The organism is Pseudomonas azotoformans (assembly GCF_001579805.1).
In the GTDB taxonomy this organism is placed as follows: Bacteria; Pseudomonadota; Gammaproteobacteria; order Pseudomonadales; family Pseudomonadaceae; genus Aquipseudomonas; species Aquipseudomonas azotoformans_A.
Genome location: NZ_CP014546.1, coordinates 5,289,882 through 5,303,627 on the forward strand (window position 1 = coordinate 5,289,882; position 13,746 = coordinate 5,303,627).

Consider the following 13,746-nt stretch of genomic DNA (forward strand, 5'->3'; position numbering starts at 1 on the left):
GCCATTCAACCAGGTGTTTTTTCCGTAATAGATGACAGGCAAACCCCTGGATTTTAAAAATAATTGAGTTTTCTGACCTGGGCCAACCGCCGAATCTGCTTCAATGAGTATTATCGGCGCCTGTATTACGCAATGGATTCGCCGTATTCATGGACGGCTGCCTGCGAAGGAAGCAGGCACCAGGGAGAGAAGCTGGATATGCAAGACAAGCTGTCAATAAACGTACGCCCGCTGTTTTTCAACATCCTGCTGTGGGTATTCGGGGTTACGCTGCTGTTGATCAGCAAGGGCGTGATCGAACGAATGACGGGATCCACCGACGAGGGTTCCCTGGACCTGCCCCTGGTGTTGATCGCCTATCTGTTATTGTTTTTACTCACCCCCATACGCGCCTGGACCCACCGCCGACTACGCAAGCGCGCCCGCCGCCTTCGCGCCGGCCACCGTCCAAAGCCTGGCCATTGATTGGAGCAAGCCTTTGTCACCACCCGGCGATAACCACCAACTGGCATTGGACCGGTTTCTCAACGAACACCCCGATGTAGCCGTGGAACTCAACACCCTGAACCCGCTGGCGGCTCAAGCCAAGGGCGAAACCCTGGCGCACTATCGCGCCGAACGGCTGCATGAGGCCTTCGAAGCAGAGGCCGAACGCCAGGGCCTGTTTGCCTGGGAGTTGACCCTTAAACTCACCGCCGAATCCCCCGAAGACTTTGAAGCCCAACGTCTTGAAGTGCATAAGGAAGTGGCACAGATGGCCGGCCTGAGCTGGGACGAATATCGCCAGTTGCATGATTTGGCCGGTTGACCCATCACCCCACGAACCACAAGCGCCGTCGATTGGCCAACCCTTCGCGCAGCTCAGCGACCCCTAAGGTGCGCTGCTCGGGGTCCATGGCCAATGCTGAACGTAACGAAGGCCAGTACTGCCTGGGCAATTGCCTGGGCCGAGGCAGTCGCTGATGACATTGGCGCTCCCCAGGCCGCCGGCCCTCTGCCAGCTCATAGAGCACACAGGCCGCTCCGTACAGATCGGCGCTGGCGGACGGCAATCCTCCGGCCATCAACTCCGGCGCCGCATACGCAGGGGTCCAGGCATTCAGGCGGCTTCGGCTCAAACCCGGTAATCCTGACCTGACCTGGGCCTCGGCGTGACCCAAGCCAAAATCAAACAGGCGCACGCCCTGCTCGCTCACCATGATATTCGCCGGCTTCACATCGCCATGCAGGACACCTTGCCGATGGGTGTAGGCCAGTGCATCCAACAGTTGCAGGGCCATGGGCTGCAGCTCTTGCCAGGGCAATCCCTGCGGACACTCCGGGAGCATGCGGTCCAGCGTCAGGCCGGGCATGACTTCCATGGTAAAAAATGCCACTTGGTGCGCCGTGTCCACCTCAAAAGAAAATGCCCGCACCACATGATCATGTCGCAGGCTTCGGGTCAGGGCGAATTCACTGTAGAGAAGCACATGAGCGTCAGCCGACGCGGACAGGCTCTCGCCCAGCAACTTCAGCGCCACGCGGCAGTCTGGCTCGCCAAATGCTTCATGCAGCAGGTCCCGGGCGCGATAGACCACGCCCATCCCCCAGTACCCAGGATGCGTTCAAGCTGATAACGCCCCGCAAGCAGATTCGGTGGGCCTACCGTCGCGTTCATGGCTGGATCACCACAGCGGTAAGGTCATCTCTCGAAGCGCCGCGCAATACGTCGTGGAACAGCCGGTCCACGACCTGCCGTGGCGTACCGGCGCTCATGGCACGCCCCAACTCCCTATGACTGAGCCCCTGGTACAAGCCATCGCTGCATAACAAAAACACGTCCCCGGGTTGGGTGCATAACTCCAATACTTCCAGCTTCAGCGGCTGCCGGCCTCCGACCGCTCGGGTCAAGGCCCTGCTGCCTGGGTGAGCCTGGGCCAGTTCTGGACTCAACTGCTGGCGGTCGATTAGTTGCTGCTGCAAGGAGTGGTCGCGTGACAGTTGATACAGCCGCTGACCCCGCCAGAGATAGCATCGACTGTCCCCAGCCCAGATACAGGCCGCGCGGTTGGGTTCGAGCAACAGCACAACCACCGTACTGCCCATGATGCCCGCCCCGCCATCGACGGGTTGCAACTGACTGTCGAGGCCACGCAGGCAAAGGCGGACGGCCTCGATCCGTTGGTCAAAGCCGCCCTTGCCTGGCAGTGCGGCAAGGCTGTTGACCACCCACTGGCTGGCGACATTCCCGGCCTGATGACCGCCCATGCCGTCAGCGACCGCCCAACAACCCCGTTGTGGACAATCGAGAAGAGCATCTTCGTTGCGCGCACGGCTTTTGCCTTGTGCCGTGCGCCCGGCACTGCGCCATGCGTGCGGCCCACTCACAATTGTTCCGGCAGGCGGAACGTGCGCCATGTCGCCATCTGGAACGGGCTCGGGTTGCGTTGGCTGGTGAGCAGGTAATTGGCCCGCAGGCCTGCCAGGTCAGCCTTGAGAATCTGCGCATCCCGGCCGCTGGCAGACTCGCTTTGCATCAGGTCGAAAAACCGGAACAACGACCAGGCGCCACTGTCCTTCTCGATCCCCAGCGGCCGCTCTGCACCGCGCTCCAGCACCAGGCTGCTGCGACCATTGTCGGCTTCGATCGGCCAGCGGAATGCCATTGGCACGATCGGGCCGTGGCGGTACTCCAACTGCTGATCGCCGACGCGCAACGTCGCCCGGCTGACGGCCTGGTCCAGACTGTAGGGCGCCAATGTGAACCGCACGGCCCAATCACCTTGGTCTTCGGTGAAAAACCCCTGGCGAATGGTCTGGGCCCGGGTCAGTTGGTCCAGCACCGAACGCGACATTGGCAGGCTGCGCCCCTCCAGGGCCCGCATGCGATAACGGTCGCCCTCGACACTGACAAATGGCCGCAGGTACCCCTCATAAAAGCGCGCCAGCGCGCCCCGTGGCTTGAAGAACGCCTGAAAATCGCCCAGGGCGACGTCGCTGCCGGTGTGGGCATCGAACGGGTATCGCCGTTGGATGGCTTTCGCATAGAGGCCGTAGACCTCGCTTTGATAACGCTGATTCACGTACCCATACGCATCATCAAGCAGGTGGCGCCAAGTTTGGTCGGCAATACCCTCGAACCAACCTTTGAGCGGCTGCGGGAAGCGGGCCGCCGTATCACGCAGTTTGCCCAACAGCGGCTGCTGCCCATCCATCCGCTGCCTGGCCATTTTGAACGCGGCCTGCTCCGGTGAGCTATCCCGGTTGAGCGCCAGCAATTGCAACTGCAGCTCATCAAGCAAGCGCAATGCCTGTGTCAACTCGCCGCCTGGGTTCTGCTCTTCGTCGAGCAATTGGTGCAAGGGTTCGAAGCGGCGTTGCAATGCACGCCGGGCCGTATCTGGCAGTGGTGTTCTGGCCAGAACCTTGGAAGTCGCAGCGCCCAGTTCGCCAACGTGCGAGCTCACCGCCTCAAACCGATCGGGGATCGGCACTAACCGCGTGTTTTCGCGCACTTGCTGCAGCAACTGCACCAAGGCCGACTGCGCTGATGTGAGGCCCGCAAGTTGCTCCGCGCCTTGGCGCAGGCTGCCGGTGTCCTGCAGCCTGACCCGACCCAGGGCGTCACTCCAGGCATCGGCGTATTCACTGAAATAGCGTTGCTCCAGCGCCAGCATCAACCGGCGTAGTTCCGTGGTGCTGAGGTCGGAGTTTTCCCCAAGTACCCAATTGTCCTGGGCGATGGCATTGACCCATTGAGCGCCCTGTGTTTCGAAAACCTGCAGGTATTTTTGGGTGTAGAACCCCGGTATAGGGGGCCCTGAGCTGGAAAACGCCGGGCCTTCGACTAGACGGTAAGGCTCCAGGCTCCGCGCTTGTTCCCGCAGCGCCCGGTAGACCACCTCTGCCAGCGACTCACCACGCAACACCAAGCGAGCCTGGGCGACCAACTCTTCATTCAATGGCACCAGGAATGGTCGCTCAAGGAGCCGCATAAAGTGCTCGTTCAGACGCTTATGTGTCGAAGTGTCCCCCCGCCACTGACCTGCCACGTGCTCTGCCAGCCACCCCACATCACGCCGCTCGCGCAAATTAAGCATCAGGTAGGCACGCAGGCTGTCCAGCAATTGCCCTCGGTCACCCAGGCTGCCTCGTACTCGTCCTTCGAGCAGCCTGGTCACGTACGGCAGTAAATGTTGCTGCAAGGCTTGGTCATAGGCGCTGGCCCAGCAGCGGATAACTCACCTCTCCCTGATACAAGCCAGCCCGATCAATCCAACGTGCTTCGGCCAGCGATGGAAACACTTGCGTTGCAGCCAGGCGACTGTCCAGCAGCGTCAACAGTGCGAGGCTCTCGTCGTCTCCTTGTTGAATAGAGGGTTGGGTGTTGATCAATCCCAGTAGTTGCACCAACCGCTGATGGTTGAAGGTGTAACTGTGCGTCCACAACGCCCCCGCCGTGCCCATGACCACCGACGCAGCCAGCGCCATCAGCCCATGACGCCGATGTATGCGCTGCCGCTCAGGGCTACGCAGTCCGGCAAGATCGGCTTCGGCAAAAATCACACGTTTGAACAGGCCTTGGACAAAATGAGGCCGTACATCGACCGTCTTCGCACAGGTCAGGTAGAACCCTCGCAAGCCATTGATATGTTGATAGCGGTGGGCGGAAAATCCAGTCTCGATAAACAGGCACAGGCGATCACCGATCTGTGCGACCTGCCGTGGAAAGTCCAATATCCGGCGTCGACGCGCGATATTTCGCTCCTGATGCAAGCGCGGGATCAGCTCCGCGCCCAGACGCTGCAAAAGGTTCTCGAACACCTCTCTCACCTGAGCGATGTCTGTGCCGGCGGTACCTGTTGCCAGGTGCCCACCCAAGACGACTTCTGCGCCGTCGCCCTGCTGCGCGTCAAAAAACTCGGCAAACCCGGCCAACCGATCAGCCTGGGTCAACACCAGATAGACCGGAACATCCGCATGCAATGTCTGCTGGATGTCCTGCAAGCGGCTACGTACATGACGCGCATGACGCTCCAGGTCGTGCTCATTGCTGCTTGAAAGTGTATCGACAGACAGCGTGACCACCACGCCATTGAGTGGCCGCGCCCGGCGTCGCGACTTGAGCAGACCCAGGAGTGTCATCCATCCCGCAGCATCAACCGAGGGGTCTGGCTGGCCCAAGTAGCGGCCGGCCGTCTCGACCATCACGGCGTCTTCGGCAAAATACCAGTCACAGTAAGGCGTAGTGCCTGGGAGCACGGTTTCTGGTCGCCCGAACAGAGACTGCACGCCGCTGGCAGCCAACAGGCTGGTCTTGCCACTGCCTTGATCGCCAATCAACAGGTACCAGGGCAACTCGTTTCGCCAGCGCTCGCTGCGGTCACCATAGTGTCGGGAGCTTTTCAGCGTGTGCAGGGCCTCCTTGAAGCGCCCCTGCACCTGCTTTGTTTCGTCATTGATCAATGCCTGACGCTGATGTTGCTCGTGGTGCTCGTGTTGACTCAAACGAGCGGTACGGCGAGTACCCACCACGACCATCGACAGTCCCCACAACAGCAGCAACCCGCTGATGGTCAGTAACCGGGATGTCGGGCTCTGCCAGAAACGGTAGTCATCCACCGCCAGCAAAGGCCCGAAAAACCAAATCAGCAGTGCGCTGGACAACACCAGCAACAAGCTCCACAGCCAACTTTTGCGCAGCACCGTCCCCACGCCCTTGAAAAATGCGTTCATCCATTGCTCCCAGCGTTATGAGTGCGTCCGAAACAAACCTGGCACCCAGGATTGAAGAGGTTGCAGCATCGTCTTGCGTTCCTGGCCCAGTACCCAGGCAAATCCTGAATACATCACCAGCAAACAGACCAGCACGCAGATGGCGACCCCTGTGCCGGAGGCAATACGTATCCGTGACCGGGATGCTCTCCCTGCCTCTGGCGAAATGGAGACCGGCAAACGGTCCCCGCGCACATGCCTGATCTGGCGGTACAGAGCGTCATGAAGCGCTTCAAGTTGCGCCCTTCCCCGCTCCATGACGCGGTATTTGCCTTCGAAGCCCAACGACAAGCACAAGTACATGAGTTCCAGCATGGCCAGATGCTTGAAGGGATCGCGGGACAAACGCTCCAGCAATTGGAAAAACTTTTCCCCCCCGAAGGTTTCGTTGTGAAAGCGGCTCAACAGGCTTCTCTTCGACCAATCGCTACTACTGCCCCAAGGCGTGGTCACGACGGCCTCATCAATGACACTGCACAACACGTAACGCGCCGAGATCACCTGACTGTTCTCTACCCCCAAATGCAAGGCATGGGCCTCAAACGCGGTGACACCCGATGAAAGCTGGTCATTGAGCGTCTGCAGGCTTTCCCGACCGGGGCTGGCCTTGAGCAGGGCAACCTGCGACAGCAGTTCCCAGGCTGCGGCCAACAGGCTGTTGGAGCCCATCTTGAAGCTCTGAGCCCCCTGCAGCTGGGCGGTGTAGATCATGCGGTCTTCCAGCTGCTCGAAGCGTGGCGGCGTTGGAAAGTCAGTGACGGGCCCCTGTGCCGGACCGAACCCTTCACGGTCCAGCAATATGGTTTTTTCATCCTGCGGGTATTCACTGTCCATCGTCATGGTGTTCAGTTCCTGATAGCCCAGAAGTGGAGTTCCAGCTCGGCGAACTCGCCACTGGCGTGGAAGGCGAAACCACCCGATTGCTCCAACTGCGCGATGTCACGTGGACTGAGTTCGAGCATGAAATAGGTCTTGCCGGCGTGATACGGAATCTGTCGAGGTGCTACCGGCAGCGGCTTGATCTTGATGCCTGCGAGATGCAGGTTCACCAGCTCGCGGATACGTTCCACAGGACCGATCTTGAGATGCGCCGGCAGGCGATGACGCAGCTCCTCCGTATCACACTGGGCGGTAGCCGCTAAAATGAACGTCGCAGTGCCGAGCAATTTGAGATCGCTGACCGGGCAGACCAGTACCCCGTACTGGCGCTGTTGCAACATCAGCTCGATGGCGTGTTGCTCCAGCACCGACGACAAGACGGTGCGAAGCCCCTCCATCAGCCCGCGAAAGCTCGCCCCCTGGTCGCCGTGTTGGTACTGCACCGCCAATTGCGCACGTTTGTTGTCGCAGGCGAACGTCGAGAGTTCCCCGAGAATCGCCAACAACTCCCGATACAACAACTCCGGCCGCACCTGGGTTTGCCCCTGGTAATGACGCAATATCAACTCAGCACGGTTGATCAGTTGCAGCATCAAAAAGTCGCCAACCTGTGCCCCAGCCGAGGCGCCACTGCCCTGGATGCGTGATGCGATCGCATCGCCACGCGCTGCCAGCAGACTGATCACCTCCTTGAGGCATGAAGACACATACCCCGAACCTTGGAGATAGATGAACGTCGGTACAAAATCCGCCTCCAGCTTTACGCCCCCCTCCTGGGTCGAATCCTGCACCTGGGCGACCTGGAGTCTCACGTAGAACGGATCGCTGGGCCCTTCCCCCAGCATCAGGCGCAAGTCCGGCCGTGCACAGTGGATCTGGCAACGAGCGTCGACGCCGGCATTGGAGTCCCCTATCTCCGTTTCACAGGCGACGTAGCGAGCCAGGACATCGCCTTGCTCCTGCCTGCGCACTTCAACCTGATTCTCTGTTGCCAGCGGCAGCGCCAGGTACACAGCTTGTCTGCCTGCATTGGCAGGCACCTGCAACACCAAAGGCTCCATCGCGCCACTCAGCTCGAACAAGCTGCCATCCGGCAAGACACCGCTGGCCCGGTTGACCACGACCTTGCCCAGATTGAGGTACTGCACATCAACTTCCAAGGTCAGAAAACCCCAGGCATCACTGCTCAGCAGGCGGGTACGGTTGAGCTGTCGATGGTAGTAGCGGTCGTTATGCTGCAAGTGCTGGGGCCGCAGCAGCATGCCCTCCTGCCAGATCACGTTATGGACATTCATTTCAATCCTCCGTCCTGTCAGTTTGAGGCGCGACCAGGCGGAGGCCCGTCTGGTCCAGCGCAACTTCGGCCCGCGTCAGTTGCCCTGGCACCACTGGCAGCACCAACCGCCATTGCACGTGGGGCAAGTCGCGGTAGGCCGCCAGCACGCCGACATAACGGCTATGCGGCTCGACACTGAGCTTGAGCGGCACCTGCTCGCCGGGACGCAACTCCCATTCCTCGCTGCTGACCCAATCTTTGGCGAGTGTCTGCTCGGCCCGGCTGTAGAGGCTGAAGAAGTCGGCGTTTTCAAAGGCCACGGGATGCCGCAGCTCCAGCAGTTGCACCACCACGGGTGAGGGACGACCGTGCAGGTCGGGGTTGACTTCATCGCCAGCGGTCAACGTCAAGTCCAGTTTGGTCAACGTCGAAAAAGGTGAAAGCGTGCTACAGCCGGCCAATAGGCCAAGTGCTGACAGCGTTGATATGACAGCGATCCGATACATGAACATCATCCTGGGCACCCGACGTGCAAGGTAGAGACCAGGCGCACCTGCTCCTCGTAGGCTTTGGAAAAATCATTCAGCACCCCCTGCTCGCCCAAGGGCTCTCCGGACGTCAACCGTTGATAGTGGCGTTGATACGCCCGCCAATGGGCGCCATCGCTGAAGAACCTGGGTGGCTTGCCCTCGCGTTCGAAACACAGCAGCAAGTGGCCTGGCGCAAAGGCTGCCAATGCACTGCGCACAGCGGCCCGACTGGCCACGACCAAGGCCAGTTGGTGCACTTGCAGTTCACGACAGACCTGGGCGACGGCGTATTCGGCAGAGTGTTCACCCAGCTCGCCAACACCCAGCAATGACGTCATGGCAGTTGGGCCGTCGGCACAGGCTTTTAACGGGTTGCGGGTATCGAGTCCTGGAGCGGTCAGTGCAGAGTTGATTTCACTGTTCAGCTCGTCGCGGGTTCGCAGGCTCTGCTGCAACCCATCGATGGTTAGCCTGAGCAGACCTGCCACTTTGATCGCCAGGGCCTCACGGCCCAGCGTATCAAGCGTGTCCAGTTGCACGCCCAGCGCTTGCGCGAACTGTGACCAGAATGTTTCCGAGCCACCCGGCGCGGGCGCAGCGGGCACGGTAGGTAGGAGCTCCCTGACGGGGTCAGCCCACTTCGGCACGACCAGATGATCACGATCCACGGCCCCCTGACATAGCGCTTGGGACGGCACCTGCATGGCTGTATCCAAGGCATCAAGCTCTGCCGATGAATCAGCACGCAGTGGCTCGCGATCCAGTGCATCGACAGGGTCAAGTCCCAGGAAACCATCGTCTGGGATCGCGTCATCCCGGGCATATGACCGCCGCTCATTTGCCAGCAAGCGAGCGCGGATCTCCAGCCCGCCCAATTGGTACACGTCACCCTCACTGATCAGCCGTGCCTGCCCCTTTTCCAGGCGTTCCATGCTGCCTGATACACCGATGCCGTTGCTGCTGATATCGGTCAGGAAGTAGCGGCCTTCTCGGTAACTGACCAAGCCGTGATGACTGGAGATCAGGCGATTGGCATCAGGAATGATCCAGTCACAGCCCACCCCACGGCCGATCACGCCACCGACGCCCTCAAACGTCTTGCGAGCAGGCGTCGCAGCGCCTTCGGTACCACAGACTTCAAACACTAGTTGCATGGCGGAGCTCCCCTGCTCACTGCCCACGTCGGGTCGCCTGGGGGTCACCCAACGGACGGTAGTCGGCATCGTCAAAGACATAATTGGCGTTACAGCCACTCAACAAACACAGCACCAGCAAAAGGCCTTGCCACGCACGAAAAAACATCAGGTATCTCCCATGAAAATCAGGTGCCAACACGCCCCCATTCAGCCCCCCTCGCAGACATCACCCAGGGGGATCTTCAGGCGCGCCAGGCGATAGAGCAGCGTGCGGCGAGCGACGCCCAACTCACGTGCGGTACGGGTGCGATTGCCACGGTTTTTGTGCAGGCAATCGATCAGGAATACTCGCTCGACCCGTTCCAGGCGTTGACGCAACGTTGCATCGACGGACTCATCGGTGGGGGGTGCAGACAAGGACAAATGCGCGGGCAGGATCACACCGTCATCGCAGAGCAGTACCGCACGTTCCACCAGGCACTTGAGTTCACGAACATTGCCGGGAAAGGCGTGACGCGACAGTTGGTCAAGGGCCGCGCTGGACCACGACACCGGTTCGCGCTCAAGGGCAAGAGAGGCCTTTTGCGCAAATTCACGCGCCAACAACAGCACATCGCCGTCGCGCTCACGCAGGGGCGGCAGTTCGATGGGAAACTGCGCCAGCCGGTAGTAAAGGTCTTCGCGAAAACTGCCTTGGGCGACCATCGCGGCGAGATCACGGTGAGTCGCGGCGATGATGCGCACATCCACCTTGTGTGCCGCGCTGGCGCCCAAGGGGCGGACTTCGCCCTCCTGTAGAACCCGCAGCAACTTGGCCTGCAGCGACAGCGGCATGTCGCCGATTTCGTCCAGGAGCAGCGTACCGCCGTGTGCCGCATCAAACAGCCCGGTATGGTTGCGTTCAGCCCCTGTGAAAGCACCTTTGCGATAACCAAACAGCTCACTTTCCAGCAGGCCTTCGGGAAATGCCGCACAGTTCTGCACCACGAACGCTTTGCTGCGACGCGACCCCGCAGAATGGATAGCCCGCGCCACCACTTCCTTACCCGTTCCCGTCTCCCCTCGCAGCAATACGGTGTAAGAGGTATGCATGACCTTGCCAATCAGGCGGTATGTCTCATCCATGGCCGTACTGTTACCGACCAAGCCAAATTCTGCACGGGGAGCCGGTGTGCATTGATTCTGTCGGACGACACTTCCCAAGGATGGCTGACAACGCAGCAAAGCCAATTGCATCAAGGTAAAACTACCCAGTTGGCTCAGGGACACGGAGTAGTCCTGCAAGTGTTTCCGGCATTGGCTGGCGCACAGCAACACGCCGCTGATGGCCTTGTCCCGGTTGAACAACGGCACACATGACAGCGCTTCCCAGGCTGTCGCCATGGCTGGCAGGAAGCCGTATTCGTACACGCTGCTCGATAGGTCCTCCAGGCTAAGGGCCGTTTGATGGCTGAGTACGTAGTGCAATACCTGCTCGTGCTGGAAGTCCTGGGTGCCGACCGGATCACCGGGGCACAGCTCCCCGGATAAATGCTGGGCAATCAGTTCGAGTCGGCCTGTAGACTCATTTCGCCAGTACAACTGGCTGAGTTCGCACTGGCTGAGTTGCGCCACCGCCGTCACACACAGGCCGGGCAACGAGGCTTCGACGCCATCGATGCCCAAGCGAATGAACCAGCCGAGCAACACGTCGGCGAAGGCCAGGGGATGGGATAGTTGAGTGGACCGATTATCCCTCATTGGCTGAGCTCACAAATGGGATAGCCGCTACCCTCCAGACGCGCATGCACATTCGCCAAGCATTCACCTTGGGCCATGGCCGACAGCAGCCGATCCGCCACCTGCGGCAACAAACGGAGCTCGATCCACTGGTCAATGTAACGAGCGCCGCTATCTCCGTGGGCACAGTGTTCGGCCATGTGTGCAACCAGCTCTGGCGTATAGCTGAAAGCCAGCTTGCGAAGACGCAACCGTTGTCCCAAGCGTTCCAGCTTGAGTCGCGCCAGGTCATGCAGAACCTCACCCTTGATCGGGTAATACGGCACCACACGCATGCGGGCCAGCAATGCCGGTTTGAAGTGGTCGCGCAACAGCGGATGGATCGCCTCTTGCAGCACTTGCACGTCAGGCCGTTGATCGCCAGCACACAGCTCACCGATACACTCACTGCCGAGGTTGGAAGTCATCAGGATCAGTGTGTTGCGGAAGTCGATTTCCCGGCCTTCCCCGTCATTGACCAGACCCTTGTCGAAAATCTGATAGAACAGGTTCAACACTTCCGGGTCGGCTTTCTCGACCTCATCGAGCAGCACCACCGAATACGGTCGTTGGCGCACGGCTTCGGTCAGTACACCGCCCTCGCCGAAACCGACATAACCGGGCGGTGCGCCAATCAACCGCGACAGGGAGTGTTTTTCCTGGAACTCCGACATGTTGAGCGTCGTGACGAAACGTTCACCGCCATACAGTAGATCGCCAAGGGCAAGTGCTGTCTCGGTCTTGCCTACACCGCTTGGGCCGACCAGCAGGAACACACCGACCGGTGCGTCGGCTTTGTTGAGCCCCGTGGCAACGGCGCGCAAGTTGCGGTCCAGGGCCTGCACCGCCTGTTCCTGGCCAAGAATGCGCGCGCGCAGCGCATCGGCAAAGCCCAGCGCCCGTGCGCTGTGCTCGAGTGCCAGTTGTTCAACCGGGATACCGGTCCAGGCACTGATGACCTGGGCCACCATGCGCGGGCACACCTGCTGCGGCACGGCCTGTTGCTCAAACCAGCGCTGTTCCAGCTCCAGGCGCTCACTTTCCATTGCATCCCTGCGCAGTTTCAACGCGTGCAAGATCTGCTCATCCACGGCAAACCCTGCGTCCCTGTCACGACTTAATGCCTGATGCTGCCGCATACCTTCCGCCTGCTCCGCGTACAGGCGTTGTAATGCCTCCGGTGCGGTCTCCCGTCGGGTACGCAAGCGAGCACAGGCCGTGTCCAATACATCCACCGCCTTGTCGGGCAACTGGCGCCCGGACAGGTAACGAGCGCTCATTTGCGCCGCCGCCACGACGGCATCGTCACGCACATAAACGCCGTGGCTGCGCTCATACACCGAAACCAGTCCGCGCAAGATGGAAACCGCCTGCTCGACGCTGGGCTCGCCCACCCGTACAGGCTGGAAACGCCGCGCCAATGCCGGGTCCTTTTCGAAGTATTTTTTGTATTCCGACCAGGTAGTGGCAGCGATGGTGCGCAGTTCGCCACGCGCCAGGGCTGGCTTGAGTAGATTGGCGGCGTCGGACGCGCCTGCCTGGGCGCCTGCCCCGACCAAGGTATGCGCCTCATCGATAAACAGGATCACCGGCGGCACTGAAACGTTGACCTCATCGATCAAGCCCTTGAGGCGCCGCTCGAATTCACCCTTGATACTGGCACCGGCCTGGAGCAAGCCCATGTCCAAGGTCAGCACCCGGACATCCTGCAGTGGTCCCGGCACCTGCGCAGTGGCGATGCGTAGCGCGAGGCCTTCGACAACGGCCGTCTTGCCGACCCCGGCTTCGCCGACGAGTATTGGGTTGTTCTTGCGGCGGCGCATGAGGATGTCAATCAACTGGCCGATCTCGACATCCCGGCACAACACCGGATCAATACGCCCTTCATGGGCCTGGCGCGTCAGGTCGTGGGTGAAGCGTTCCAGCAGTGACTCACCCTTCGGGGCAGGGTCAGTACCAGGTGCCTGGCTCCGCACAAAGTCGAGCACACGCTGCGCATCCAACCGATTCAATAAAACCTGATAGACACTCCCCGCGTGGTGCAGCGGATGACGCAGCAATGCCAGCAACAGGGCGCCGTGATCGACCTCGGTCTGTCGCAGTTCCAGATGGGCAACCATCAGGGCCTGTTGCAGCCACTCTACAAGCGCCTGGGCAAACACCGGATTGCGCGAAGCACTCGCCTCCCCTTTGGGTTGCAGTGCAGCTTGCAGCTCGCCGGTTTCGATGCCCGCATCTGCCAATGCCCTTGCCAGAAGGCCGTCGTGATGCTCCAGCAGGGCCAACAGCAGGTCTTCCACCAATACCTCCCGGCCGCCGCGCGTTACGCAGCGTTCAGCAGCGCGCACCAAATCGCGACGAGCCTGGGGGGTCAAGGTCTGGATAAGTTGTTGCAGGTCCACATTCATCATAA

The 13,746-nt window shown here is 60.5% G+C and carries 10 protein-coding genes and 2 pseudogenes; 2 read left to right on the forward strand and 10 right to left on the reverse strand.

Annotated features, from left to right (window positions below; genetic code table 11):
- The first annotated feature begins 63 nt into the window (after positions 1-63).
- On the forward strand, positions 64-465 hold the full coding sequence (locus AYR47_RS24160) for a hypothetical protein (RefSeq protein WP_237142503.1): 402 nt from the start codon (positions 64-66) through the stop codon (positions 463-465).
- Between the two features lie 13 nt (positions 466-478).
- A complete protein-coding gene (locus tag AYR47_RS24165) occupies positions 479-808 on the forward strand; it encodes a DUF6388 family protein (protein WP_033902371.1) in 330 nt (109 codons plus the stop codon).
- Between the two features lie 4 nt (positions 809-812).
- On the opposite strand, the pseudogene AYR47_RS24170 reads toward AYR47_RS24165, so the two are convergent.
- The 10 genes and pseudogenes from AYR47_RS24170 to AYR47_RS24215 all read right to left on the reverse strand — a co-directional run bounded on the left by AYR47_RS24170 (position 813) and on the right by AYR47_RS24215 (position 13,744).
- Positions 813-1,657: pseudogene (locus AYR47_RS24170) on the reverse strand (serine/threonine-protein kinase).
- Positions 1,654-2,367 carry a PP2C family protein-serine/threonine phosphatase gene (locus AYR47_RS24175; protein ID WP_420492047.1) on the reverse strand — a complete coding sequence of 238 codons (714 nt, stop codon included), beginning with the start codon at positions 2,365-2,367 and terminating at the stop codon, positions 1,654-1,656. The pseudogene AYR47_RS24170 and the gene AYR47_RS24175 overlap by 4 nt, the downstream one beginning before the upstream one ends.
- Positions 2,364-5,715: pseudogene (tssM, locus tag AYR47_RS24180) on the reverse strand (type VI secretion system membrane subunit TssM). The gene AYR47_RS24175 and the pseudogene tssM overlap by 4 nt, the downstream one beginning before the upstream one ends.
- Positions 5,716-5,730: 15 nt before the next feature.
- Complete coding sequence (icmH, locus tag AYR47_RS24185) at positions 5,731-6,594, reverse strand: type IVB secretion system protein IcmH/DotU (protein ID WP_033902367.1); 864 nt, start codon at positions 6,592-6,594, stop codon at positions 5,731-5,733.
- A gap of 5 nt (positions 6,595-6,599) precedes the next feature.
- Positions 6,600-7,928 carry a type VI secretion system baseplate subunit TssK gene (gene tssK / locus AYR47_RS24190; RefSeq protein ID WP_061448786.1) on the reverse strand — a complete coding sequence of 443 codons (1,329 nt, stop codon included), beginning with the start codon at positions 7,926-7,928 and terminating at the stop codon, positions 6,600-6,602.
- A 1-nt stretch (position 7,929) separates the two neighbouring features.
- Positions 7,930-8,415: a type VI secretion system lipoprotein TssJ gene (gene tssJ, locus AYR47_RS24195; RefSeq protein ID WP_033902423.1), complete on the reverse strand. Its 486-nt coding sequence runs from the start codon at positions 8,413-8,415 to the stop codon at positions 7,930-7,932.
- A 5-nt stretch (positions 8,416-8,420) separates the two neighbouring features.
- A complete protein-coding gene (gene tagH, locus AYR47_RS24200) occupies positions 8,421-9,593 on the reverse strand; it encodes a type VI secretion system-associated FHA domain protein TagH (RefSeq protein WP_061448787.1) in 1,173 nt (390 codons plus the stop codon).
- A gap of 16 nt (positions 9,594-9,609) precedes the next feature.
- Complete coding sequence (locus AYR47_RS24205; protein WP_033902364.1) at positions 9,610-9,741, reverse strand: hypothetical protein; 132 nt, start codon at positions 9,739-9,741, stop codon at positions 9,610-9,612.
- Between the two features lie 41 nt (positions 9,742-9,782).
- The gene (locus AYR47_RS24210) at positions 9,783-11,315 is read right to left on the reverse strand and encodes a sigma-54 interaction domain-containing protein (RefSeq protein ID WP_061448788.1); all 1,533 of its coding nucleotides are present in this window, start codon (positions 11,313-11,315) and stop codon (positions 9,783-9,785) included.
- Complete coding sequence (locus AYR47_RS24215) at positions 11,312-13,744, reverse strand: AAA family ATPase (RefSeq protein ID WP_061448789.1); 2,433 nt, start codon at positions 13,742-13,744, stop codon at positions 11,312-11,314. The genes AYR47_RS24210 and AYR47_RS24215 overlap by 4 nt, the downstream gene beginning before the upstream one ends.
- Positions 13,745-13,746 lie beyond the last annotated feature (2 nt).